This window comes from Yersinia intermedia (genome assembly GCF_900635455.1).
GTDB lineage: Bacteria > Pseudomonadota > Gammaproteobacteria > Enterobacterales > Enterobacteriaceae > Yersinia > Yersinia intermedia.
The window spans coordinates 3,476,807-3,502,406 of sequence record NZ_LR134116.1 but is presented as its reverse complement, the minus strand read 5'-3'; the positions used below and the strand labels follow the sequence as shown (position 1 = coordinate 3,502,406).

Below are 25,600 nucleotides of genomic sequence, written 5' to 3'. Positions count from 1 at the left end.
GTGATAGCTTTTACCTATCGTTACGAGCTTTTTAGTTTCGTAGTCTTGCTAAGATACCCATTTTAGCAGAAAGAGCAAGTGACTTAATGCCAATAACCATACAAATAAAGGTGTTTTAAGCTAAATTTGTTGGCGTTGTGCCTGCGACATCATGGCGGGATAAAACGCCCAAAATAGTTGTTCTAATGGCTGATAGTGTTGCTCTATATCCTGAAAAGAACCAGCAAGTGCTGCTAGTTTGGGCCGCCGATTAGCCATACCCTGTAACACATCAGCTATAAAAGGGAGTTCAGCATAGCGTTCCAGCCAACGTTCTGGCCACAGATAGGTATTAAGGTTCTGAAAACGGGCGGGTGTCTGATGCAAGTGGGGCACAATCTGGCTTTGTGCGTGTTGGATAAACACGGGCAGCGTGCAATCAGGCATCAGTTTATCCCAATTACGGGCCAGAAAATGATCCCACAGCACGTCCAGAGTAATAGGGGCCACTCGGCGATAATCGGCACTGAAATAGCGACGGGCTTCTTTGACCAGCGGCTGTGTGTCGGTCATGACATCAACGCGGCGATGCATCATGATGCCAGCCACAATCTCACGGGCATATTCATCCTGTGGATTACCCCGGACAAAATCTGCCAGCAGATTGCCCAGTAGGGAGCTGTCTGCCAGTGTGGCTAAATGGAGGTGAGCGAGAAAGTTCATCTCCAAAGTATATCCCTTCTTACTTGAAGTTGCAGCGGTGTTAGCTGCCGCCATTACTCGGCAAGTTTTCTGGCCCGCCTCTGCGGAGCCGCTGCCAGCAGATTTGCTAACTGAATCACTGGCATGAATCAGCGTATCGAGATGTGCCCGTTTACAGCCTGGCTGTAACGACAATGATTTTTGGCTATAGCAAATGACCACCAATTGTCCTTATTTCTTGCAGCAAGCCCTTGGGGGCTCTAGACTAGCGGCCTGTTTTTGTGAACCGGCTCCTATCATACTTGTGAGCTGGGTCTGTTCTGATATGAAGTGGAAAGCTATGCGTGTTGCCGATTTTTCTTTTGAGCTCCCGGAATCTCTGATTGCCCATTATCCCCAGCCCCAGCGTAGCGGTTGCCGCTTACTGTCACTGGATGGCCCTACGGGAACGTTAACGCACGGCATTTTCACCGATTTGCTGGATAAACTGACGCCTGGTGATTTGCTGGTATTTAACAACACCCGAGTTATTCCGGCGCGCTTATTTGGCCGTAAAGCCAGTGGCGGTAAGCTCGAAGTGTTAGTAGAACGTGTTCTGGACGATCATCGCGTACTGGCCCATGTAAAAGCCTCCAAAGCACCTAAACCGGGTGCTGAGTTGCTATTGGGTGATGATGAGAGTATTCGAGCCACGATGTTGGCACGCCATGACACCTTGTTCGAGCTGCGTTTTGACGATGAGCGGGATGTCTTTACTATCCTGAATGCCGTCGGCCATATGCCTTTGCCTCCTTATATTGATCGCCCTGATGAAGATGCTGACCGCGAACTGTACCAAACGGTCTACAGTAAGCGCCCTGGGGCAGTAGCCGCACCAACCGCCGGCTTACATTTTGATGAGCCGATGCTGGCGGCATTGCGTGCAAAAGGCATTGAGATGGCTTTCGTTACGCTACATGTCGGCGCTGGGACGTTCCAACCCGTGCGAGTTGACACCATCGAAGAGCATATTATGCATTCCGAATATGCAGAGGTACCTCAAGATGTGGTAGATGCGGTTCTGGCCTGTAAGGCGCGTGGCAATCGTGTCGTGGCAGTAGGGACCACCTCGGTTCGCTCATTGGAAAGTGCCGCCAAAGCGGCACAGAACAGCCTGATTGCCCCCTTCTTTGGTGACACCCGTATCTTTATCTACCCAGGCTATCACTATCAGGTTGTGGATGCCTTAGTGACCAACTTCCATTTACCTGAATCAACATTAATAATGCTGGTTTCTGCTTTCGCTGGTTATAAAAATACCATGAATGCTTATCAGCAAGCGGTAGCAGAACAATATCGCTTTTTCAGTTACGGTGATGCGATGTTTATCAGCCGTAATCCACGGGCACCGCAAGAGACGGTTAACCCGTAAACTTTAGGTCACATATATTGTGTGATCCGGCAATAACAACATTAGACTGTTTCTCTAATGCTGGAGGTTATGTGAAGTACGAATTACAAAAAACTGATGGGCGTGCCCGTCGTGGTCGTTTGGTATTTGAGCGCGGTGTCGTCGAGACCCCGGCATTTATGCCTGTTGGCACCTATGGCACAGTTAAAGGGATGACACCGGAAGAAGTAAAAGAGACCGGTGCGCAAATCTTGCTGGGTAACACCTTCCATCTCTGGCTGCGCCCAGGGCAGGAAATCATGAAGCTGCACGGTGACTTGCATGATTTTATGCAATGGCACGGCCCGATTCTGACTGACTCAGGCGGCTTCCAAGTGTTCAGTCTTGGTGCGATGCGGAAAATCAAAGAAGAAGGGGTGACGTTCCAAAACCCGATCAACGGCGATAAAGTGTTCCTTAGCCCAGAAAAATCAATGGAAATTCAGTACGATCTCGGCTCTGATATCGTGATGATTTTTGATGAATGCACCCCCTATCCAGCGGATTGGGATTATGCCAAGCGTTCGATGGAGATGTCGTTGCGCTGGGCGGCCCGTAGTCGCCAACGCTTTGATGAACTGAACAATAAAAATGCGTTGTTCGGTATTATTCAGGGCGGCGTTTACGAAGATTTACGTGATGTGTCCGTAAAAGGGCTGGTAGATATCGGTTTTGATGGTTACGCTGTGGGCGGTTTGGCGGTGGGTGAGCCAAAAGAAGATATGCATCGTATTCTGGAGCATGTCTGCCCGCAGATTCCGGCGGATAAACCACGTTATCTAATGGGCGTGGGCAAACCAGAGGATCTGGTAGAAGGTGTGCGCCGTGGTATCGACATGTTTGATTGTGTGATGCCTACGCGTAATGCCCGTAACGGCCATTTATTCGTGACTGACGGTGTGGTAAAAATCCGTAATGCCAAGCATAAGAATGATGTTGCAACGTTGGATGAACACTGTGATTGCTACACTTGTCGCAATTATAGTCGTGCCTACTTGCATCATCTTGACCGTTGCAACGAAATACTGGGTGCGCGGCTAAACACCATTCATAACCTGCGTTACTACCAGCGCTTAATGGCGGGTTTACGTCAGGCTATTGAAGAGGGTAAATTAGAGGTCTTCGTTGAAGATTTCTATGGCCGGATTGGGAAACCTGTTCCGCCATTAAATGCCTGATTTTAAAATTATTGCCTTTGTATTTGTAGATCTAACAGTTACGATTTACCGTTTCTGTTTTATCGCACTGATTTCACATTACTGATATTGATAACAATGAGGGAATTTTAATGAGTCTTTTCATTTCCGATGCTGTCGCATCCGCTGGGGCTCCGGCTCAAAGCAGCCCGTACTCCCTGGTGATTATGCTGGTGGTATTTGGTCTTATTTTCTACTTCATGATCCTGCGTCCACAGCAAAAACGTGCCAAAGAACACAAAAAACTGATGGATTCTATTGGTAAAGGTGATGAAGTGCTAACCACGGGTGGTTTACTTGGTCGTGTAACTAAAGTTGCGGAAACGGGTTATATCGTAATCGCACTGAACGACACCACTGAAGTGATGATCAAACGTGACTTCGTTGCTGCCGTTTTACCGAAAGGTACAATGAAGGCTCTGTAATTTTCGATTTTCCCGAAGGGAATTGCCGTGTTAAACCGTTATCCTTTGTGGAAGTATCTGATGCTGATCGTTGTGATCTTCATCGGTCTGCTATATGCACTTCCCAACCTTTATGGTGAGGATCCGGCTGTTCAAATCACTGGTGCGCGAGGAATCGCCGCCAGTGAAACAACGCTGGTCCAAGTCCGTGACGTTTTAGAAAAAGACAACATAGCGAGCAAGTCTATTGCGCTGGAAAACGGTGCAATTCTGGCTCGCTTTAAAGATCCTGACGTCCAGTTGCGTGCCCGTGAGGCATTGATGGCTGCGATGGGTGACAAATACGTTATCGCGCTGAACCTGGCTCCGGCAACACCCTCTTGGCTTGCCAAGTTAGGTGCAGAGCCGATGAAGTTGGGTCTTGACCTGCGCGGCGGTGTGCACTTCCTGATGGAAGTGGATATGGATACTGCGCTGGGCAAACTGCAAGAGCAAACGATGGATACCCTGCGCACCGATCTGCGCGAGAAAAATATCCCGTATGCCACTGTGCGTAAGCTTGATAACTATGGTGTTGAAGTGCGTTTTCGCGATGATAAAACCCGCGATGATGCCGTCAGCTACCTCTCTTCTCGCCACCGTGATCTGGTCATTGGCTCCAATGGTAGCAATACCTTAAAAGCGGTGATGACTGATGACCGTCTGCGGGAAGCGCGTGAATATGCAGTTCAACAAAACATTACTATCCTGCGTAACCGGGTTAACCAGTTAGGTGTAGCCGAGCCGTTGGTTCAGCGCCAGGGATCGGATCGTATTGTGGTTGAATTACCGGGTATTCAGGATACTGCGCGTGCCAAAGAGATTCTTGGTGCGACGGCAACACTTGAGTTCCGTCTGGTAAATAGCAATGTTGATGCTTCTGTTGCTGCCTCCGGTCGTGTACCGGGTGATTCAGAAGTCAAAAATACCCGTGAAGGCCGCCCGGTTGTCTTGTACAAGCGCGTTATCCTGACCGGTGACCATATTACTGACTCGACCTCCAGCACTGACGAATATAACCAGGCTCAGGTTAATATCTCGCTCGATAGCGCCGGTGGTTCTCTGATGTCTAATTTTACCAAAGATAACATCGGCAAGCCGATGGCGACTTTGTTTGTAGAATATAAAGACAGCGGCAAAAAAGATGCTAACGGCAGGGCGATTCTGGTTAAGCAGGAAGAAGTTATCAACGTAGCGACTATTCAGTCACGCTTGGGTAACAGCTTCCGTATTACCGGTATTGATAACCCGGCTGAAGCTCGTCAGCTTTCCCTGTTACTGCGTGCGGGTGCTCTTATTGCCCCTATCCAGATTGTGGAAGAGCGTACTATCGGGCCAACTTTGGGGTCACAGAACATCACCCAAGGTCTGGAAGCTTGCTTGTGGGGCCTGGCGGTATCTATCCTGTTTATGGTGATTTACTACCGTAAATTTGGTGTGATTGCCAGTACTGCGCTGTTGGCTAACCTGGTGTTGATCGTAGGTGTGATGTCCTTGTTACCGGGGGCGACATTAACCATGCCGGGTATTGCCGGGATCGTATTGACATTAGCGGTAGCAGTTGATGCTAACGTACTGATTAACGAGCGAATAAAAGAAGAATTCAGGAACGGGCGTACGATCCAGCAAGCGATTCATGAAGGGTACAAAGGTGCCTTCTCAAGTATCGTCGATGCGAACGTAACGACGCTTATCACAGCCATTATTCTTTATGCTGTGGGTACCGGTTCGATTAAAGGCTTTGCCATTACAACGGCAATCGGTGTTATAACGTCAATGTTCACCGCTATAGTCGGTACTCGTGCCATCGTCAACCTGCTTTACGGCGGCAAGCGCATTAACAAGCTGTCTATCTGAGGAGTACGTTGTGGCACAGGATTATACTGTTGAACAACTGAACTATGGCCGTAGAGTCTATGACTTTATGCGCTGGGATTACGTTGCTTTCGGCGTCTCGTTGTTGCTGTTGGTGGCATCAATTGTGGTGATGTCCACTAAAGGGTTCAACTGGGGTCTGGATTTCACCGGTGGTACGGTGATTGAAATTAATCTGGAAAAACCTGCAGATCTGGATCAACTGCGCGACACGCTGGAAAAGGCGGGCTTTGAATCGCCAATCCTGCAAAATTTTGGTAGCACCCGTGATGTAATGGTACGTATGCCACCAGCTACCGGGACTGCCGGGCAGGAGCTAGGTAACAAGGTTATTTCTGTTATCAATGAGTCAATTGATAAGAATGCCTCAGTAAAACGTATTGAGTTCGTCGGGCCAAGCGTGGGCAGTGATTTAGCCCAGGCAGGCGGCATGGCGTTGCTAGTCGCGTTACTGTGTATTCTGGTTTATGTTGGTTTCCGTTTTGAATGGCGTTTGGCGCTGGGGGCGGTTATCGCTTTGGCCCATGACGTGGTCATTACCATGGGGATCTTGTCGTTGTTCCAAATTGAGATTGACCTGACCATCATTGCTTCATTGATGTCGGTTATTGGTTACTCACTAAACGACAGTATTGTGGTATCAGACCGTATTCGTGAGAACTTCCGCAAGATCCGCCGCGGTACGCCTTATGAAATCATGAACGTGTCTCTGACCCAGACCTTAAGCCGTACTATTATGACCTCTGCAACTACGCTGATGGTGGTATTGATGCTGTTCATCTTCGGTGGTGCGATGCTGCAAGGCTTCTCACTGACGATGTTGATCGGTGTTTCCATCGGTACGGTTTCATCCATCTACGTTGCGTCCGCGCTGGCGTTGAAACTGGGTATGAAACGTGAACACATGTTGCAGCAGAAAGTTGAGAAAGAAGGTGCAGACCAGCCTTCAATCCTGCCTTAAGTTGTAAGTGGCAGTACGAAAAGCAAGCCCTGATACTGGTGTATAGCTAGTATCAGGGCTTTTTTTGTTTAAGTCATCAGACTTCATTTTTGCAGTAAAAAACGATATTAAGTCATTTTTCTATCCGCTTTATTTATTACGAACGATTTTCAGCTTACTTATTCTTTTGAATAAAACATCCCTGCTATGAATGAATTTTTTGTTTGCATTCACACTTTGTGATTTATAAGAATATAAGATAAATCAATTGATTTATTTTATAAGTTATAGAGTTGAACTGATAGTTGATTATTTTATGCTTGTTACTCTTTAGTGGTTATTTAAATGGGGGCTTAAAATAGAGGTGGATGATGGTTAATAAAATAAGTATGCCACATACAAATATAAATTATAAAAATGAAACTAATGATATTTCACTCGCGGTTAATCTAAAAAATGAACTTTTAACGTTTTTTATAAAAGCGGAAGGATGTAAGGAAACCCAAAAGAAAGGTAAAATGTCTAGTTTTAAAAACGATGTTATGACAGATGTCAGTGTGGAATCTATTATAAGTAAAGTAAATGCATACTTACTGAAATCAAGCGGCAGTAAGTACAATAAATTTCTTAAAGAGCTTGAATGTGCCACAAGAAACAACAAGCTTACTATCTGTGATAAATATGATTTTTTAAAGGTAAATAACAATAAATATCAATTTTCTATAAAGGCAGGAATGAGGCAGTATGCTGTTTTATCAACAGAGTCTTGTTCCAATGCGGCGTCTGTGGATCATGAAAAAATAAATTTAGCTAGAGAAAGTGTTCGATGTGCAGAGAATAAGCTAATGAAGCTTATAGACCTATATTATCTCGCTCAAGGTTTATTGGTAATGCATTGTCGGATTTTTGAATATAATATGTTTCAAGGGAAGGGTTTAACAATAAATAAAGACATCATATTTAAAGACAGCATGTCTGGGGAGCATGACTTAGCTAAACTTCAACTTCGATGCGAAAGAATGGAGAAACTGGCAGTGTCCTATGACACAGAAATAAACATGAATATGAGATCATTGCCTGATTTCAATAAGAATCTGGTTATCGTGTGCGAAACAAGCCCTGATGCCTTGGAATTGATAAACTCTCTGCTACCAAAATTATTAAATAAGCATGACACTCTTTGGACACGATTCGTGAATGCTATTGCTTCTGTCCTCTTCCCTGATTTATTCCAAGATAAAGAAAATGGAAATATACAGACAGCAAAAGACTTATTAGAATTAAAAGGGCTAATTACTGCATTAAGAAAAAAAACAGGTTATGACCGAGTGGTGCAAACAAATTGGCTCTATGGACTGGTTACTCAGATATTAGTTAAGGGCACACCAGCCCAATACCCTTTCGACCCTCTCAATATACTATCCCCGGATCGTAAAGTTTGGTTAGCACTGCAAAAGGAATGGCCAGTGCTGTTAAAGCCTAAATCCACCGAACCAGAACCCGCTCAATAGTTGAATCAAGATAAACTGCCGCTTCCGCACTTTGTTGTCGTGGCAGTTCGCGGTAAACTGGGGCTAAGTTTAGGCTCACTCATCAGGAAGCACTATGCATTGCCCGTTTTGTGCCGCTGTGGATACTAAAGTCATTGACTCCCGTCTGGTGAGCGATGGTTCGCAAGTGCGCCGCCGCCGCCAGTGTTTAGATTGTAATGAACGTTTTACCACTTTCGAAGTGGCAGAACTGGTGTTACCGCGCGTTGTTAAAAGTGATGATGTGCGCGAACCCTTCAACGAAGATAAATTGCGGCGTGGCATGCTGAAAGCATTAGAAAAGCGTCCTGTTAGCTCTGATGATGTCGAAACAGCAATAAGTCATATCAAATCCCAATTGCGCGCCACAGGCGAGCGGGAAGTTCCGACGAAAATGGTGGGTAACCTGGTGATGGAAGCCCTCAAACGGCTCGATAAAGTGGCCTATATTCGCTTCGCCTCGGTCTATCGTAGCTTTGAAGACATTCGTGAATTCGGTGAAGAAATTGCCCGTTTGCAGGATTAATCCGCGTCAAATGGTTATTTAGCAGCCATAAAGCAGCGCAATAAACGGAAGGAAAGCCATGCAGACTGATGAGTTCTATATGGCCCGCGCTTTTGAACTCGCGCGGTTAGGGCGGTTTACTACCCCGCCAAACCCAAATGTTGGGTGTGTATTGGTGCGTGATGGCGAAATTGTCGGCGAAGGGTATCATTTGCGAGCCGGGGAGCCACACGCCGAAGTACATGCATTACGCATGGCGGGCGAGAAAGCGCGCGGTGCAACGGCTTATGTCACCCTTGAGCCTTGTAGTCACCATGGGTGCACGCCGCCGTGTGCGGATGCACTGGTCGCCGCTGGTGTAATCCGGGTAGTTGCGGCCATGCAGGATCCCAATCCGCAAGTTGCTGGGCGCGGGCTGTATAAATTAAAGCAAGCCGGAATTGCGGTTGATCATGGCCTGATGTTGGCGCAGGCCGAGGCGGTTAATCTTGGCTTCCTAAAGCGGATGCGTACCGGTTTTCCCTATTTGCAATTGAAAATGGCAGCGTCATTAGATGGGCGTACCGCGATGGCCTCGGGTGAAAGCCAGTGGATTACGTCGCCACAGGCACGCCAGGATGTGCAGCGTTTTCGGGCTGAGAGTTCGGCTATCCTCAGTACCAGTGCCACCGTGTTAGCGGATGACCCTTCACTCACGGTGCGCTGGTCGGAGTTAGATGCCCAAACGCAAGCCTTATATCCCCAGGATTCACTGCGCCAGCCGGTTCGGATTATATTAGATAGCCATAATCGTGTAACACCTGAACACCAAGTGACACAACAAAATGGCCTATGCTGGTTAGCGCGGGTTGAGGCAGATCAGCAGCCATGGCCGGATAATGTCGAACAGTTATTGTTGCCTCGCCATGGCGGTGGTGTGGATTTGGTATTGTTGATGATGCAACTTGGCAAACGGCAAATTAACTCAGTGTGGGTTGAAGCCGGGCCACAACTGGCAGGCGCACTATTGCAGGCCGGTGTGGTTGATGAGTTAATTCTGTATATCGCGCCAAAACTGTTGGGTAGCGATGCCCGTGGATTGTGCCAGTTGGCTGGATTAACGCATCTATCACAAGCCCCCGAGTTTGTATTCAGCGATGTGCGCCAGGTGGGGCCAGATCTACGTTTGCGTTTGAAACCAAAGTATTAATTGAATTCTCTGGCAGAAATTCCCAAAGCTCAATCATCGCCTTGCCGAGCGTTTTGTAAATGCGCAGGGGCGGGACGTGAAAGAATATGATAGAATCCGCCCCCCTGCGGGGTATGAACCCATATTGAGGAAAGCTATGAACGTTATCGAAGGTGTTGTTGCTACTCCTAATGCCCGCGTGGCGATTGCAATTGCGCGTTTTAACAACTTTATCAACGACAGCCTGCTGGAAGGTGCAATTGATGCCCTGAAGCGCATTGGTCAGGTAGCTGATGACAACATTACTGTTGTTTGGGTGCCGGGTGCCTATGAGTTGCCGCTAGTTGCCAATGTATTAGCAAAAACAAATCGTTACGATGCGGTAATTGCGCTGGGTACGGTTATCCGTGGGGGAACTGCGCATTTTGAATATGTTGCTGGTGAAGCGAGTTCTGGCTTGGCAAGTGTAGCCATGAACAGCGATATTCCTGTCGCTTTCGGTGTGCTGACCACAGAAAGTATTGAGCAGGCTATTGAGCGTGCTGGTACTAAAGCGGGTAATAAAGGCGCAGAAGCTGCCCTGACCGCACTTGAAATGATTAATGTAATCAAAGCTATTAAAGGCTGAATTTAGTTAAGTTAAGGGGAATTACGTGAAACCTGCTGCTCGTCGCCGCGCTCGTGAGTGCGCTGTTCAAGCGCTTTACTCTTGGCAGTTGTCTAAAAACGACATCGCTGATGTTGAATTACAGTTCCTGTCGGAGCAGGATGTCAAAGATGTAGACATCTCCTATTTTCGCGAATTGCTGTCCGGGGTCGCAGTTAATGCCACATCTTTGGATGCGTTAATGGCACCTTTTCTTTCCCGCCAGCTCGAGGAATTAGGTCAGGTTGAAAGAGCGATTCTGCGTATTGCACTGTTTGAACTGAGCAAACGTGATGATGTCCCTTATAAAGTGGCAATCAATGAAGCGATCGAACTGGCCAAGACTTTCGGTGCGGAAGATAGTCATAAATTCGTAAACGGCGTGCTGGATAAAGTGGCTCCAACAGTACGTAAAAAGAAATAATATACCCAAAGTCATTGGCACGGCTAGCACCGTGTCAAGTGAAGAGGGATATGATTAAGGCCGGTTCTCGGCCTTAATCATATATCGGTAAACACTCCTGGAATTGTATTATGGCATGTGGCGAATTTGACCTCATTGCCCGCTACTTTGACCGGTTTAGAAGTAATCGCCGTGATGTGGAGCTGGGTATTGGAGACGACTGCGCACTTCTTACAGTGGCAGAAAAACAGCTTTTGGCCATCAGTACGGATACGCTGGTGTCCGGTGTTCACTTCCTACCGGATATCGATCCGGCCGATCTTGGTTACAAATGTTTAGCGGTAAACCTTAGCGATTTAGCTGCGATGGGTGCCGATCCTGCCTGGTTATCTCTTGCTATAACCCTACCAAGTATAAATGAAGACTGGTTGCAGGCATTCAGTGATAGTTTATTTGATCAACTTAATTATTACGGTATGCAACTGATTGGTGGTGATACTACTCGTGGGCCATTGAGTCTAACGCTGACCATCCAAGGTTTGGTACCGGAAGGGCGGGCATTGACCCGGGCTGGTGCGCGAATTGGTGACTGGATTTATGTTACCGGCACGCTGGGTGACAGCGCCGCAGGGCTGGCGATTTTGCAAAATGTGTTGCGAGTTGATAACGAAACAGATCGGTCTGCATTAATTCATCGTCATTTGCGGCCCCAACCTCGCGTGCTGCAAGGGCAGGCATTGCGCGACCTTGCCAGCTCCGCCATCGATATCTCCGACGGGCTGATCTCCGATCTGCAACATATCCTGAAAGCGAGCAATTGTGGGGCACGTATTGAATTAGATGCCTTGCCATACTCTGATGCGCTAACACGCCAGGTTGACGCTGAACAGGCTCTACGCTGGGCGTTGAGTGGCGGCGAAGATTATGAGTTGTGCTTTACCGTACCTGAGATAAATCGTGGTGCACTAGATGTCGCGCTCAGTAACACCGGTGCAAGCTATACTTGTATTGGACAGGTAGGCCCGCAATCGGAAGGCGTTAAATTCTTCCGTGAAGGTAAGGCCATACAACTGGATTTTCGTGGTTTTGATCACTTCTCAACAGGTAAATCCCATGGATGAAGCCAAACGCCGTTTGCGGTTAACCAATCCTTGGCATTTGCTGGCAACCGGTTTTGGTAGTGGTTTATCACCGTGGGCGCCCGGTACCATGGGGTCAATTGCGGCGATCCCATTCTGGCTGTTATTGATCCAGCTACCGTGGCAGCTTTATTCTTTGGCTGTGATGTTCAGCATCTGTATTGGTGTCTATATTTGTCATCGTACCGCCAAAGATATGCAGGTTCATGACCATGGCAGTATCGTTTGGGATGAATTTGTCGGCATGTGGATCACTCTGATGGCATTGCCCGTCAATCATTGGCAATGGGTTGCAGCGGGTTTTGTCGCGTTCCGAGTTTTCGATATCTGGAAGCCGTGGCCGATTCGCTGGTTTGATCGCAATGTCCATGGTGGCATGGGGATCATGATTGACGACATTATTGCTGGGGTGATTGCTGCCGCGATTATTTTTGTTGTGGGGCATTACTGGCCAGCAGATCTGTTCTACTGATACCAGTCATCTTTCAAGTTGCAGGTGTGTTGGCTTCATTCGCTTACCCGAATCACTGACTCATGTCAGCTCATCGGGATGCACTTACTTGCCGCCTTCCTGCACCTTGAAATCTATAGGGTATGTGTGGCCATCTTTCAAGTTGCAGGTGAAATTCGAACCAAGGGAAACACTCCGTTCGGGTCGTAGTGGCGCGAGCCACCGGAGCGGTTGTAGGAGTGGTTGGCCTTGGCTCAATCTGTGTAAATTAAGTTGTTATCAAGCCAGCCAGGCTTCGATTTGGCGCTGTATACCCGCAGCATCTAGCCCAAACTCAGCGCGCATTTCCTCTTGTTCACCTTGTGGCACAAAACTGTCCGATAAACCGAGATTCAGTACCGGTACCAATTGGCGTTTCGCCATCAGCAATTCATTCACACCGCTACCAGCCCCCCCCATAATGGCGTTCTCTTCCACGGTAACCAATACCTCATGGCTGGCAGCCATTTCCAGTACCAGCGCCTCATCCAGTGGTTTCACAAAACGCATATCTACCAAGGTGGCATTAAGGTTATCGGCGACAAGTTGTGCTTGAGCCAGTAAAGTACCGAAGCACAATATGGCAATCTTTTCACCTTCGCGGCGCACAATCCCTTTACCTATCGGCATGATCTCTAACGGTTTCAGGTCGGCACCGGTGCCGTTGCCACGTGGATAACGTACCGCCGCAGGGCCATTGTGGTGATAACCGGTGTGAAGCATCTGACGGCACTCATTTTCATCGCTTGGGGTCATGATGACCATATTTGGAATGCAGCGCATGAATGAGAGGTCAAACGCACCCTGATGGGTTTGACCATCAGCCCCCACCAGACCACCACGGTCAATAGCAAACAGCACGGGTAGGTTCTGGATGGCAACATCATGGATCAGTTGGTCATATGCCCGTTGCAGGAAAGTTGAGTAGATAGCCACAATCGGTTTGTAGCCCCCGATTGCCAACCCAGCGGCAAAGGTCACTGCATGTTGCTCAGCGATAGCCACATCGAAATATTGCTGAGGGTATTCACGAGAGAAACGCACCATGCCAGAGCCTTCGCGCATGGCAGGGGTGACGGCCATTAACTGGCTGTCTTTGGCGGCGGTTTCACATAACCATTCACCAAAAATCTTGGAATAAGTCGGCAGGTTACCCTGGCTTTTCGGTAAAGTACCCGCGGCGGGATCAAACTTCGGCACTGCATGCCAGCCAATCGGATCTTTTTCAGCCGGTGCGTAGCCTTTGCCCTTTTTAGTCATGATGTGCAGCAGTTGCGGGCCTTTTAGGTCACGCATGTTTTTCAACGTTTGTGCCAATGCTTGTACATCGTGCCCATCAACCGGGCCAATATAATTGAAGCCTAATTCTTCGAATAAGGTACTTGGCACCACCATCCCTTTTAGGTGCTCTTCAGTCCGTTTCAGCAGATCTTTAATCGGTGGTAAGCCAGAAAATGCCTTTTTGCCGCCTTCACGCAGGCTGGCATAGAGCTTACCCGATAATAACTGAGCCAGATGATTGTTCAAGCCACCGACATTTTCTGAGATAGACATTTCATTATCGTTGAGAATAACCAGCATGTCGGAGTGAATATCACCGGCATGGTTCATGGCTTCGAAAGCCATGCCCGCCGTAATAGCACCGTCACCGATAACACAAACCGTACGCCGCCCTTTACCTTCCCGTTCCGCTGCGACAGCCATCCCCAGGCCCGCACTGATTGAGGTTGAGGAATGACCAACAGAGAGCACATCATATTCACTTTCACCACGCCAAGGGAAAGGATGTAAACCATCTTTCTGGCGAATCGTCCCGATCTGTTCACGGCGACCCGTCAATATTTTGTGCGGATAAGCTTGATGGCCTACGTCCCACACCAGACTATCAAAAGGTGTCTTGTAGACGTAATGCAACGCGACAGTTAGCTCGACCACGCCCAGCCCGGAAGCAAAGTGCCCACTGGAGCGGCTGACGGATGCAAGCAAATACTGCCGTAGTTCATCACATAACTTCGGCAGGCTTTCTTTCGGCAGCATGCGCAGTTCTTCAGGATTCTGTGCAAGTGCCAATGTCGGGTATTTGGCTATATCAAGGCTCATTCGATGCTCATATCAAAAGTGGGTGCATACCTTGGAACCTGTTGCGGCAAGGTGGTTCGCTTTACCTGACAGCAACATTAAGTTCTTGGGGTATATCAGCGTTTATTAACGATCAGTCTATTTCTAGTTATCACGCTCAATAATAAAACAGGCTAACGCCTGCAACGGCGTTATGTTATAGGATTGCTCTGACAAGGCATTCAGGGCGCTGAGCGCTTCCTGATACAAATCCAGTGCTTTGGCCTTGGCATTGTCTAATCCCAGCAGTGCCGGATAAGTGCTTTTGCCGAGTTGCTGGTCTGATCCCTGACGCTTACCAATTGTAGCTGTATCGCCGATAACGTCTAAGATATCGTCCTGAACCTGAAAGGCCAGACCAATGGCCTCACTGTAACGATCAAGTAACGGTAGAGCCCTGCGCCCTGGAGCCCCTGCCGCCAATGCACCGAGGCGAACTGCCGCGCGGATCAATGCACCGGTTTTATAGCGGTGGATCTGTTCAAGATTGGTCAGTGAAATCTGGCGCGCTTCGGCTTCCAGATCCAATGCCTGGCCCCCACACATCCCCGCAACACCGCTGGCCTTAGCTAATTCAGCAATCATCGACAAGCGATCTTTATTTGCCACATCGGGCATATTCGCTTCAGCCAGAATAGAGAACGCGAGCGTTTGCAGTGCGTCCCCCGCCAGAATGGCATTGGCCTCACCAAATTTCACATGGCAAGTCGGCTGGCCACGGCGTAAATCATCGTCATCCATGGCCGGTAAATCATCATGAATTAATGAATAGGCATGGATACATTCAATTGCAGCCGCAGGGGCATCTAAATTCGTCAGCGACAGACCAAACATTTGACCGGTGGCATAAACCAGATAAGGGCGCAGCCGCTTACCGCCGAGCACAGCACCATAACGCATGGCGGCAACTAAGTCGCTGTCACCAAAGGGTAGCGGAGCAATAAAATCAAGCAGTGCCTGATTGACCCGTTGTTGATGAGCCGCAAGTTGCTGCTGAAAATCAGCAGATGAGTGGGCGATAGACATAAGGCTACTCAGCATCCGGGGTAAAAGGTGCCAACGGTGCATCTACATCATCACTGAGAAGAACTTGCACGCGTTGTTCGGCTTGTAACAAGGTTTGCTGCCCCTGACGGGCCAGTTGTACACCCCGTTCGAATTCGTTTAACGCCTCTTCCAGCGGTAATTCACCGGACTCCAGGCGGGTCACAATCTGTTCCAGTTCGCTGAGCGATGTCTCAAAACTGGTCGCTTTGGTTTCTGGTGTTGCGGCTTTTTTCGGCATAGTGCTATTCGACTCGATATTTTTATGAAACGTGACATTGATGGTGCGTAACCCAGTCCTGCTAATGAGGTTTTCTCTAAGAGTGACTCACCATATCAATCACATTCGGGCCAAAAAATTATTACCGGCTATTCTAGCGGATAATGAAGGGGAAATCGTGACGTTTAAGTCGGGTTTTTAGTACGCAGTGGCACGTCATATAGTGATATACTCCTCGGCTTGCATGTTTTCGCTAAAGCCTTTGACTGTTGCTATCAATAGCAGCGCCATCACTCCATAACCAGACAACTAAAGACCGCCATGAAGTTTATCATTAAATTGTTCCCAGAAATCACCATCAAGAGTCAATCTGTGCGATTGCGCTTCATTAAGATCCTCACTACGAATATTCGCAATGTACTGAAAAACCTTGAGGACGATACCCTTGCGGTAGTCCGTCATTGGGATCATATTGAAATTCGTACCAAAGATGACAATCTTGGCCCGGTTATCTGTGATGCGCTGACCCGCGTGCCGGGGATTCACCATATTCTCGAAGTAGAAGATCGCAGCTACACCGATATGCACAATATTTTTGAGCAGACGCTGGAAGCTTATCGCGAGACACTGATCGGGAAAACCTTCTGTGTGCGGGTGAAGCGCCGTGGCAAGCATGAGTTTTCGTCTGGTGATGTTGAGCGATACGTCGGTGGCGGTCTGAATCAACATATTGAAAGCGCTAAAGTAAAGCTGAGTCACCCTCAGGTCACGGTGCATCTGGAAGTCGATCAGGACAAACTGACGCTGATTAAGGCGCGCCATGAAGGGTTGGGGGGCTTCCCGATCGGTACGCAGGAGGATGTGTTATCGCTGATTTCAGGCGGTTTTGACTCAGGCGTATCCAGCTATATGCTCATGCGCCGTGGTTGCCGTGTACACTATTGCTTCTTCAATCTCGGTGGCTCCGCCCACGAAATTGGTGTTAAACAGGTGGCTCATTATCTGTGGAGCCGTTTTGGTAGCTCCCACCGGGTACGTTTTGTTGCTATTGATTTTGAACCGGTTGTTGGCGAAATCCTCGAAAAAGTCGAAGACGGTCAGATGGGCGTAGTACTCAAGCGCATGATGGTGCGAGCAGCATCTCAGGTTGCGGAACGTTATGGTGTGCAGGCACTGGTTACCGGTGAAGCGCTGGGGCAGGTTTCCAGCCAGACATTAACCAATCTGCGTTTAATTGATAATGCTTCAGATACCCTAATTTTACGCCCGCTGATATCCCATGACAAAGAACACATCATTAATCTGGCGCGGCATATCGGCACTGAAGATTTCGCAAAAACCATGCCGGAATATTGTGGCGTGATTTCGAAAAGCCCGACGGTGAAAGCGGTCAAAGCCAAGATTGAAGAAGAGGAGTCCCACTTTGATTTCTCTATTCTGGACCGAGTCGTCAGCGAAGCTAAAAACGTTGATATTCGCGAAATTGCCGAACAAAGCCGCGAACAGGTAGTTGAAGTTGAAACGGTTGCAGAGTTGGCCGATACCGATGTGCTGCTGGATATTCGTGCTCCCGATGAGCAGGAAGAAAAGCCACTGAAGCTGGACGGGATTGAAGTCCGTGCGCTACCGTTCTATAAACTGAGTTCGCAATTTGCCGATTTGGATCAGAGCAAGAGCTATCTACTGTATTGCGATCGCGGTGTGATGAGCCGTTTGCAGGCGCTTTATTTGCGTGAGCAGGGGTATACAAACGTAAAAGTGTACCGCCCTTAGTTTTTGAATAATTGACGGCTACTGCGCTTTGCCATTCTGGGCTTGCGCAGTGCTCGCCGCCGTCACGTACTACGTGTACGCTCCGTTGGCTGTGCGCTGGGCGCACCCACCAGACTGATTTTGCTCGCTACGCCTCGTTGGGGGGAGTTAACGGCTACTGCGCGTAGCTAACCAACCCTGCGGCTTCAAGTCCGAAGGGTATAGTTATAAATCCCCGGTGGCAGCACCAACTGCCAGGCGATCTCTTCTGCCTTTTCCCTTCCTAGCAGCAAAAATACGATCTTCAGTGCAAAATCGATGGCGGTACCTGGCCCTTGGCTGGTGACCAAATTCACCCGTCGATCATAGACCACCCGCTGATCCATCCATTTAGTGGCATCGATTTTATCTTTCAGCGCCGGGAAGCCGGTCATATTGCCGACAGGGAACAAATTATGATGCTCAAGCACCAAGGCGGGAGCGGCGCAAATGGCGGCCACCAATCGCCCTTCATTATGGGTTTGACGCACAGTGGCAATCAACAGTGGGCTATCGCGAAAACATTCCGCACCTTTTATGCCGCCAGGCAGGACGACCACATCAAATTTCTGATCCGCCACATCCACTAAACGGGTATCTGCCAGCAACCGGACACCGCGCGAACAGACAATTTCCAATGCCCCATCACTGGCGACACTGGCGGTTGTTACCTTGATACCGGCGCGCACCAGAACATCAATAGTGGTGACCGCCTCAGTCTCTTCACTACCAGGAGCCAGGCAAACCAGCGCCGATACGCTCATACTCATTTTCCTTCCGTTTGATTAAATCATACAGCCGAGCATTTTCCGGTAACGTCATACCGTGATTGCGTGCGCGCTGCAGTAAATAGCCGGTAATATAATCTATCTCGGTATGCCGCTGGCAGCGTAAATCCTGCAATAACGATGAGATATTATCTGCGGTACTCTGAATGACATCGTTAACATAGCTTAAAAGACTGCTGGTGGAAGTGTGGTAGCCCTCCATCTCCATCACACTGGCTACCTCGGCACATAAACGGGTAACCAGCTCCGGGTAACGCTGCAAGTCACCATTGCGGCAGTTATATAGGCCAGTGAGTGGGTTAATTACACAGTTTACCGCCAGTTTTTGCCAACAAGCGGCGGATATATCGTTATGCCAGGCGACATCCGGCAACGCCTGATGCAATACATCGGCCAGATGGCTGATATCTATTGCCGTTGGGGTGGTTGGGCCAATATGAGTAATACCGCTAGCGACATGGACAATCGTGTTGCCGTCATGTCGGGCTGCATGGGTGGTTACACCATGCAGAAATGTATACTCATTATGCGGAAGCTCCTCCTCAGTCCCCATACCATTATGCAGCAGTAAAATCTTGCACTCAGGGTTGAGCTTGGGTAATAGGGCGATGACGGCGCTGGACACTTGCCACGCCTTTAAACACACCAGTAGTAATTCACTTTTCGACAAATGCTCGGGATCGTTAGTCGGCAGGTTCTGATTGAACGCCTCATTGCTTAACGTAATAACATTGACCGAACAAAAGGGCTGTGGCACACGGAGCCAGCCTTGTACATCATGGCCTTGCTGATACAGCGCTGATAGCCATAACTGCCCGAGAGCTCCGCAACCAAGCACAGTAATTTTCATTGAAACCCCCTTGGTGTAAGCGGAAAGCACACTGCTTGTTTCTAAGTGTTATGCTTTGATTATACCCTAAATAATTCGAGTTGCAGGAAGGCGGTAAGTGAGTGACCCCTAAGAGCTTACATCAGTAAGTGACTGGGGTGATTGAGCGCGGCCAACGTACATGCAGCTTGAAGTATGACGGGGATATAGACTTTTTGGTCATTAAACGCAGGGCTGACAACAAATCGGATCCGCTAATAACAGTGGCTTCGTTGCGTAATTGTCAGCGGCTTGGCTTTGTCTGCGCGGATAAAGCGGTTATTATGCTTGCCAGTCATCTTATCAGGAGGAGGGAATATGCCATCTTTCGACATCGTATCTGAAATTGATATGCAGGAAGTGCGTAACGCAGTTGAAAACGCCACCCGTGATCTGGCGAACCGTTGGGATTTTCGTAATGTTCCGGCCAGTTTTGAGTTAAATGAAAAGAACGAAAGTATCAAAGTTGTCAGCGAATCTGATTTTCAGGTTGAGCAGTTGCTGGATATTTTGCGCGCTCAATTGAGCAAGCGTGGCATTGAAGGTGCTGCATTGGAGATCCCGGAAGAGATGGATCGCAGTGGTAAAACCTACAGTGTGGAAGCCAAGCTGAAACAAGGGATCGAAAGTGTGCAGGCTAAGAAGCTGGTTAAACTGATTAAAGACAGCAAGCTGAAAGTTCAGGCACAAATTCAGGGCGAACAAGTCCGGGTAACGGGCAAAGCGCGTGATGATTTGCAGAGCGTCATGGCATTGATTCGTGGTGCTGATCTGGGGCAGCCATTCCAGTTCAATAACTTCCGCGACTGATATTGCATCGATGGATATACAGGTACAAAGGTGCTGTTCACCTTTGTACCTCAATGTATTCCTATACCGCGTTAACTAACTGCTCCAACTGGTTGCGATTAGTCTGTTTGGTATCCACTTTGATATATGCACTGCGTTCAGCCGTTACCACTACCGCTTCCGTCACGCCTGGCTGAGCTTTAAGCCGCTGTTCCAATGCTGAGTCTTTCACTGCCAATTCTGACAAGGTAATTCGCAGGCTACTGACATACGGCGGTTCCTGCATGGTGGTACTGACAGCAAACCACACTAATGCAATCACTGCACCGCCAGCAAACACCATACTTGCCCCTTCCATACCAAATAGCCAGCCACCCAAGCTGCCACCAATAGCGACACCTATAAATTGGCTGGTGGAATAGATCCCCATTGCGGTGCCTTTATAACCGGCTGGCGACTCTTTACTGATCAATGATGGCAAGATAGCCTCCATCACGTTGAACGCAATGAAGAATAATTGTACGCCAGCAATAATCACCCAGAGGTTATGACCGGCAGACCAAAGCACCATTTCGGCAGCAAACAGCACCGCAACGCAGCCCATAAAGACCTGTTTCATTCGGCGTTTGACTTCAGCATAAATAATGAATGGCACCACAGCCGCGAATGAAATCAACATGGTCACCAGATACACTTTCCAGTGTTGAGCTGGGGCTAAACCTGCATTGGCCATAATCTGCGGTAATGCGACAAAGCTCGACATCAGCAAAATATGCAGGCACATAATGCCAAAATTGAGTTTAAGCAACCGACTGTTACTCAACACCTTGCTGACGCTACCTTTGACAATGCTCGATTCGCGGTTAAGTACATGGCTATCCGCATCCGGCACCACAGCTAATGTGATGACAATACCTAATAGTGCCAGTATGGCTATAGCCCAGAACAGGGCATGCAGGCCAAAGGCATGGGTGACGATTGGCCCAAGCACCATGGCAATCGCAAAGGTAATACCAAAACTGACGCCGATAAAGGCCATAGCTTTGGTGCGATTTTGTTCACGGGTCAAATCAGACAACAGTGCCATGACGGCGGCGGCAATGGCACCAGAGCCTTGCAGCGCGCGGCCAAGAATAATGCCCCAAATAGAATCACTCATAGCAGCAATTACGCTACCAAGCGCAAAAATTAACAGGCCGCCAACGATCAGCGGTTTGCGGCCAATACGATCGGAAACTAATCCAAAAGGGATCTGGAAAATGGCTTGGGCCAATCCGTAGATACCAATCGCAATGCCGATCAGCGCTTCGCTGGCACCGGAAAGTGCCATGCCATAGGTGGTGAGAACCGGCAACACCATAAACATGCCTAGCATGCGCAGTGAGAATACCGTACCCAGCCCCCAGGTTGCCCGAAGCTCAAGCGGAGTCATTTTATTGTCGTTCATTACACCTCAAAAAAACATTCTGCACGATATCGCCATCTTTCAAGGTGCAGGTGTGTTGGCCGCACTTTGAAATCTATAGTGTGTATTGTAATGATGTTAATAGGGGCCGGTAAATCTATTGATGTTTAGAATGTATTACAGGCAAGATTTTAGGGAAAAGCAGGGCAGGGCGGAAATAAAAAGTGGCTGGCAGTAATAGGCCCACCAGCCACTCTATTCGTATCTATCAACGCGGTTGGCATTACCCGACGTAAGTCAGTAATCCAGCCGCTGAGGAAGGGACATTGAAATCAACTGACATCATGACGCTCAATGACGTAATAGCAATGATAGAGAAGACAAAGAGTTTTCTCGCCCACACACTGTCATTGGTTGCTTTGTAGCCACGTAATGCCATGCCCAGCCACCAGACACTGACCGCCGCCGCGACGACCAGATACTTATAACCGGCATAACCACTTAATGTCAGCATCAGGGTCGCAACCATAAATGCCAGAATATACAAGGTAATATGGTTTTTGGTGACCGATATGCCTTTTATTACCGGCAGAACCGGAATGTTGGCAGCCTGATAATCCTTAAAGCGGAAAATCGCAATGGCATAGGAGTGCGGCATCTGCCACAAGCTGAAAATCAGCAGCAAAATCAATGCACCCATATCGAACTGGCCGGTGACCGCACAGTAACCAATCACTGGTGGTGCGGCTCCAGACAGGCTACCGATCAATGTCCCGTAGACTGACTTACGTTTCATGTAGAGGCTATACACCCCGACATAGATAACGAAACCGATAACCGCCAGCACCATTGCTAATGGATTGGCGGCCACGTAGAGCAACAGCATGCCAACAATACCCAGTACGGACGCATAAATCAGGCTCACTTTCGGATCGATAAGCCCTTTAACCAGGACACGATTCTTCGTTCTCTCCATGATGCGATCGATATCACGGTCGATATAGTTGTTAAATACGCACCCGGAGGCAACAACTAACGAGACACCGATCAGGGTGGCGAGAAAAAGGGGGTAATCAATCACGCCTTTGGAAGCGAGGAGAAATCCCCCAACGACAGAAATTAAATTGCCGAAAATAATTCCTGGTTTAGTTACTTGCAGGTATTGCTTAATCATCACATGCAGCTCTTCAGTCAACCATCATATTGATGTTGAGGTTGTACATAATCCAGAGTGAGCCCACTACAACGATTGCGATAATCATAGCGGTGAACAGGAACGCCACCAGATTCCAACGTTCTTCAGACGATCCATTCATATGCAGGAAGTACACCAGATGCACAATAATCTGCACCACAGCTAAACCAACCACCGTGGCCAGAATAGTTGTATGAGAGGCGGTACCACTCATCACCATAGCGAATGGAATAACTGTCAGAATCACCGACAGAATGAAGCCAATAAGATATGACTTCAAACTACCGTGGCTGGCTCCACCGTGAGTCGTTGTTGGGTGACTAGATGTTGGATGACTCATTACATGGCTCCTAACAGATAGACAACGGTGAACACACAGATCCACACCACGTCCAGGAAGTGCCAGAACAAGCTCAGACACATCAGGCGGGTACGGTTGGTTTCATTCAGACCGCGTTTTGCTACCTGAATCATCATAATGATGATCCAGACCAGACCAGTGGTAACGTGAATACCATGGGTGGCAACCAGTGCGAAGAAGCTGGACAGGAACGCGCTGCGATCCGGGCCATAACCTTCAGCAATCAGGTGATGGAATTCATAGATTTCCATTGCCACAAAGCCCAGACCGAACAGGAAGGTCAGACCTAACCAAGTATTAACCTGATTTTTATGGCCTTTATTCATGCCCAGCATCGCGATGCCGTAAGTAATACTACTGAACAACAACAGGAAGGTTTCGACCAGAACAAAGTTCAAATCGAAGATATCCCGCCCTGAAGGACCGCCAGCGGTCCCGTTTACCAACACTGCATAAGTTGCGAACAACGTCGCAAACAAAATACAGTCGCTCATCAGGTAGATCCAGAAGCCGAAGACTTTCGTCGCTCCCGCATCGTGATGCCCATGCTCTGCATGGGCGACGTTGTGGTTAGTCAGAGTTTCAGTTGACATGATTCACGCCTGCTTTGCTGATTTGTTCATGATGAAGATTTTCAATGCGCTCAACTTCTGCAACTGGCACATAGTAATCAACATCCTCGTCGAAGCTCTTCACAATCCAGGTAACAATCATGCCGACAAAGCCAATAATGGCCAGCCACCAGATGTACCAGATCATGGCAAAGCCGAAGATCAAGCTGAAGCCAGCAATAATCACACCTGCACCGGTATTCTTCGGCATGTGGATTTCTTCGTATTTCGCCGGACGTTTGTAGGCTTCGCCTTTCTCTTTCATATCCCAGAACTCGTCACGGTCGACGACGTTAGGCACTACGGCGAAGTTATAGAACGGCGGTGGGGAAGAGGTAGACCACTCCAGCGTACGGCCACCCCATGGGTCACCGGTCAGATCGCGGTTTTGTTCGCGGTCACGGATACTCACGAAGACCTGGATAACCTGACACAAGATACCGCAGGCAATTAATGCTGCACCACCTGCTGCCACCATCAACATCGCATGGAACTCTGGATTGATATCCTGGCTCAGACGACGGGTCATGCCCATAAAGCCCAGGACATACAGCGGCATAAAGGCAACGAAGAAACCGATGATCCAGAACCAGAAGGCACGGATACCCCATTTCTCATTAAGCGTAAAGCCGAAGGACTTAGGCCACCAGTAAGTCAAGCCAGCAAAGCAACCGAACACCACACCACCGATAATCACGTTATGGAAGTGGGCAATCAGGAACAGACTGTTGTGCAGAACGAAGTTTGCACCTGGAACCGCCAGCAGAACCCCGGTCATCCCACCGATAGAGAAGGTGATAATGAAGCCAATGGTCCACAGCATTGCAGAGTGAAACTGAATACGGCCCTGATACATGGTGAACAACCAGTTGAAGATTTTCACCCCTGTTGGGATGGAAATGATCATCGTGGCTATACCGAAGAAGGCGTTAACGTTGGCACCGGATCCCATAGTAAAGAAGTGGTGTAGCCAAACGATAAACGACAGTACGGTGATAGCGATGGTGGCCCACACTAAAGAGGTGTAACCGAACAGGCGTTTTTTAGAGAAGGTCGCGGTAACTTCGGAGAACACCCCAAACACCGGCAGGACCAAAATGTACACTTCTGGATGGCCCCAGGCCCAAATCAAGTTGATGTACATCATCATGTTGCCACCCATATCATTGGTAAAGAAATGGGTGCCAAGGTAACGGTCCAGGGTCAGTAACGCGACGGTCACAGTCAGGATCGGGAAAGAAACGATAATCAAAATGTTGGTGCAAAGTGCCGCCCATGTGAAGACAGGCATCTTCATCATCGACATGCCAGGTGCACGCATTTTCAAAATAGTGGCGAAGAAGTTAACACCGGTCAGCAAGGTCCCCAGACCGGAGATCTGTAGACTCCATATCCAGTAATCTACCCCGACACCTGGGTTGTACTCTTTACCTGACAGTGGCGGATAGGCCAACCAACCGGTTCCCGCGAATTCACCCACTCCCAGAGAGATGTTAATTAACACCACCCCGACGACAAAGAACCAGAAGCTCAGTGAGTTCAGGAACGGGAAGGCAACGTCACGAGCACCGATTTGTAGCGGTACGACTATGTTCATCAGGCCAACCACAAACGGCATCGCCATGAAGAAAATCATGATAACGCCGTGAGCGGTGAAAATCTGATCATAGTGATGAGGTGGCAGGAAGCCAGCCTCACCTGCGGAAGCAAGTGCTTGCTGGCTACGCATCATGATGGCGTCGGCAAAACCACGCAACAGCATGACCATGGCGACCAGAATGTACATGATACCGATTTTCTTATGGTCAACCGAAGTCAGCCATTCGCTCCATAACCATTTCCATTTACCGAAATAGGTCAAGGCGGCGACTAATGCTAGCCCACCCAAAATAATTGCAGCAACGGTAACCATAATGATTGGTTCGTGTAGTGGAACCGCATCAAGTGTTAATTTTCCCAACATCGT

General features: G+C 48.6%; 25 protein-coding genes. 14 read left to right on the top strand and 11 right to left on the bottom strand.

Annotated features, from left to right (window positions below):
• Nucleotides 1–120: 120 nt before the first annotated feature.
• Nucleotides 121–702 carry an acyl carrier protein phosphodiesterase gene (locus EL015_RS16155; protein WP_032905736.1) on the bottom strand — a complete coding sequence of 194 codons (582 nt, stop codon included), beginning with the start codon at nucleotides 700–702 and terminating at the stop codon, nucleotides 121–123.
• A 319-nt stretch (nucleotides 703–1,021) separates the two neighbouring features.
• Here EL015_RS16155 and queA point away from each other — a divergent pair, with 319 nt between their 5' ends.
• The 12 genes from queA to pgpA all read left to right on the top strand — a co-directional run bounded on the left by queA (nucleotide 1,022) and on the right by pgpA (nucleotide 12,426).
• Nucleotides 1,022–2,092 carry a tRNA preQ1(34) S-adenosylmethionine ribosyltransferase-isomerase QueA gene (gene queA / locus EL015_RS16150; protein ID WP_032905585.1) on the top strand — a complete coding sequence of 357 codons (1,071 nt, stop codon included), beginning with the start codon at nucleotides 1,022–1,024 and terminating at the stop codon, nucleotides 2,090–2,092.
• A 71-nt stretch (nucleotides 2,093–2,163) separates the two neighbouring features.
• Nucleotides 2,164–3,288, top strand: coding sequence for a tRNA guanosine(34) transglycosylase Tgt (gene tgt / locus EL015_RS16145; protein WP_032905586.1), 1,125 nt, complete (start codon nucleotides 2,164–2,166; stop codon nucleotides 3,286–3,288).
• 110 nt (nucleotides 3,289–3,398) lie between these two features.
• Nucleotides 3,399–3,731, top strand: coding sequence for a preprotein translocase subunit YajC (gene yajC, locus EL015_RS16140; protein ID WP_005166605.1), 333 nt, complete (start codon nucleotides 3,399–3,401; stop codon nucleotides 3,729–3,731).
• Between the two features lie 27 nt (nucleotides 3,732–3,758).
• A complete protein-coding gene (secD, locus tag EL015_RS16135; RefSeq protein WP_005182101.1) occupies nucleotides 3,759–5,606 on the top strand; it encodes a protein translocase subunit SecD in 1,848 nt (615 codons plus the stop codon).
• 10 nt (nucleotides 5,607–5,616) lie between these two features.
• On the top strand, nucleotides 5,617–6,585 hold the full coding sequence (secF, locus tag EL015_RS16130) for a protein translocase subunit SecF (RefSeq protein ID WP_005182104.1): 969 nt from the start codon (nucleotides 5,617–5,619) through the stop codon (nucleotides 6,583–6,585).
• A 347-nt stretch (nucleotides 6,586–6,932) separates the two neighbouring features.
• On the top strand, nucleotides 6,933–8,075 hold the full coding sequence (locus EL015_RS16125) for a hypothetical protein (protein WP_005182108.1): 1,143 nt from the start codon (nucleotides 6,933–6,935) through the stop codon (nucleotides 8,073–8,075).
• Nucleotides 8,076–8,169: 94 nt separating this feature from the next.
• On the top strand, nucleotides 8,170–8,619 hold the full coding sequence (gene nrdR, locus EL015_RS16120; RefSeq protein WP_005182112.1) for a transcriptional regulator NrdR: 450 nt from the start codon (nucleotides 8,170–8,172) through the stop codon (nucleotides 8,617–8,619).
• A gap of 58 nt (nucleotides 8,620–8,677) precedes the next feature.
• Nucleotides 8,678–9,787: a bifunctional diaminohydroxyphosphoribosylaminopyrimidine deaminase/5-amino-6-(5-phosphoribosylamino)uracil reductase RibD gene (gene ribD, locus EL015_RS16115; protein WP_005182117.1), complete on the top strand. Its 1,110-nt coding sequence runs from the start codon at nucleotides 8,678–8,680 to the stop codon at nucleotides 9,785–9,787.
• 136 nt (nucleotides 9,788–9,923) lie between these two features.
• Nucleotides 9,924–10,394 (top strand): 6,7-dimethyl-8-ribityllumazine synthase, encoded by a 471-nt coding sequence (gene ribH, locus EL015_RS16110; protein WP_005182120.1) that lies wholly within the window; start codon nucleotides 9,924–9,926, stop codon nucleotides 10,392–10,394.
• 25 nt (nucleotides 10,395–10,419) lie between these two features.
• The gene (gene nusB, locus EL015_RS16105; RefSeq protein WP_005182123.1) at nucleotides 10,420–10,836 is read left to right on the top strand and encodes a transcription antitermination factor NusB; all 417 of its coding nucleotides are present in this window, start codon (nucleotides 10,420–10,422) and stop codon (nucleotides 10,834–10,836) included.
• Nucleotides 10,837–10,946: 110 nt separating this feature from the next.
• A complete protein-coding gene (gene thiL, locus EL015_RS16100) occupies nucleotides 10,947–11,936 on the top strand; it encodes a thiamine-phosphate kinase (protein WP_032905590.1) in 990 nt (329 codons plus the stop codon).
• Nucleotides 11,929–12,426 (top strand): phosphatidylglycerophosphatase A, encoded by a 498-nt coding sequence (pgpA, locus tag EL015_RS16095; protein WP_032905591.1) that lies wholly within the window; start codon nucleotides 11,929–11,931, stop codon nucleotides 12,424–12,426. Before thiL ends, pgpA begins: the two co-directional genes overlap by 8 nt.
• Before the next feature lie 258 nt (nucleotides 12,427–12,684).
• Here pgpA and dxs read toward each other — a convergent pair whose 3' ends face one another.
• From dxs to xseB, 3 genes are all read right to left on the bottom strand, one after another.
• A complete protein-coding gene (dxs, locus tag EL015_RS16090) occupies nucleotides 12,685–14,544 on the bottom strand; it encodes a 1-deoxy-D-xylulose-5-phosphate synthase (protein WP_005182156.1) in 1,860 nt (619 codons plus the stop codon).
• 123 nt (nucleotides 14,545–14,667) lie between these two features.
• Nucleotides 14,668–15,588 (bottom strand): (2E,6E)-farnesyl diphosphate synthase, encoded by a 921-nt coding sequence (gene ispA / locus EL015_RS16085; RefSeq protein WP_005182157.1) that lies wholly within the window; start codon nucleotides 15,586–15,588, stop codon nucleotides 14,668–14,670.
• 4 nt (nucleotides 15,589–15,592) lie between these two features.
• Nucleotides 15,593–15,847, bottom strand: a complete 255-nt coding sequence (gene xseB / locus EL015_RS16080) for an exodeoxyribonuclease VII small subunit (protein ID WP_005182160.1) — start codon at nucleotides 15,845–15,847, stop codon at nucleotides 15,593–15,595.
• 300 nt (nucleotides 15,848–16,147) lie between these two features.
• Between xseB and thiI the strand changes: the two genes are divergently transcribed.
• Entirely contained in the window at nucleotides 16,148–17,599 is a 1,452-nt protein-coding gene (gene thiI / locus EL015_RS16075; protein WP_005182164.1) for a tRNA uracil 4-sulfurtransferase ThiI, read from the top strand.
• 185 nt (nucleotides 17,600–17,784) lie between these two features.
• Here the strand turns inward: thiI and yajL are convergent, their stop codons facing one another.
• Nucleotides 17,785–18,381: a protein deglycase YajL gene (gene yajL, locus EL015_RS16070; protein WP_032905592.1), complete on the bottom strand. Its 597-nt coding sequence runs from the start codon at nucleotides 18,379–18,381 to the stop codon at nucleotides 17,785–17,787.
• Nucleotides 18,344–19,255: a 2-dehydropantoate 2-reductase gene (gene panE / locus EL015_RS16065; RefSeq protein ID WP_005182168.1), complete on the bottom strand. Its 912-nt coding sequence runs from the start codon at nucleotides 19,253–19,255 to the stop codon at nucleotides 18,344–18,346. The genes yajL and panE overlap by 38 nt, the downstream gene beginning before the upstream one ends.
• 336 nt (nucleotides 19,256–19,591) lie before the next feature.
• Between panE and EL015_RS16060 the strand changes: the two genes are divergently transcribed.
• Complete coding sequence (locus tag EL015_RS16060; RefSeq protein WP_005182170.1) at nucleotides 19,592–20,083, top strand: YajQ family cyclic di-GMP-binding protein; 492 nt, start codon at nucleotides 19,592–19,594, stop codon at nucleotides 20,081–20,083.
• 61 nt (nucleotides 20,084–20,144) lie between these two features.
• Here the strand turns inward: EL015_RS16060 and EL015_RS16055 are convergent, their stop codons facing one another.
• The 5 genes from EL015_RS16055 to cyoB all read right to left on the bottom strand — a co-directional run bounded on the left by EL015_RS16055 (nucleotide 20,145) and on the right by cyoB (nucleotide 25,597).
• Nucleotides 20,145–21,509, bottom strand: a complete 1,365-nt coding sequence (locus tag EL015_RS16055; protein WP_005182172.1) for an MFS transporter — start codon at nucleotides 21,507–21,509, stop codon at nucleotides 20,145–20,147.
• Between the two features lie 241 nt (nucleotides 21,510–21,750).
• Nucleotides 21,751–22,641, bottom strand: coding sequence for a heme o synthase (cyoE, locus tag EL015_RS16050; protein WP_005182174.1), 891 nt, complete (start codon nucleotides 22,639–22,641; stop codon nucleotides 21,751–21,753).
• A 13-nt stretch (nucleotides 22,642–22,654) separates the two neighbouring features.
• Nucleotides 22,655–23,002, bottom strand: coding sequence for a cytochrome o ubiquinol oxidase subunit IV (locus tag EL015_RS16045; RefSeq protein WP_032812973.1), 348 nt, complete (start codon nucleotides 23,000–23,002; stop codon nucleotides 22,655–22,657).
• Nucleotides 23,002–23,616: a cytochrome o ubiquinol oxidase subunit III gene (locus EL015_RS16040; RefSeq protein WP_032905593.1), complete on the bottom strand. Its 615-nt coding sequence runs from the start codon at nucleotides 23,614–23,616 to the stop codon at nucleotides 23,002–23,004. Before EL015_RS16040 ends, EL015_RS16045 begins: the two co-directional genes overlap by 1 nt.
• On the bottom strand, nucleotides 23,606–25,597 hold the full coding sequence (gene cyoB / locus EL015_RS16035; RefSeq protein ID WP_005182181.1) for a cytochrome o ubiquinol oxidase subunit I: 1,992 nt from the start codon (nucleotides 25,595–25,597) through the stop codon (nucleotides 23,606–23,608). Before cyoB ends, EL015_RS16040 begins: the two co-directional genes overlap by 11 nt.
• Between the last annotated feature and the right edge of the window lie 3 nt (nucleotides 25,598–25,600).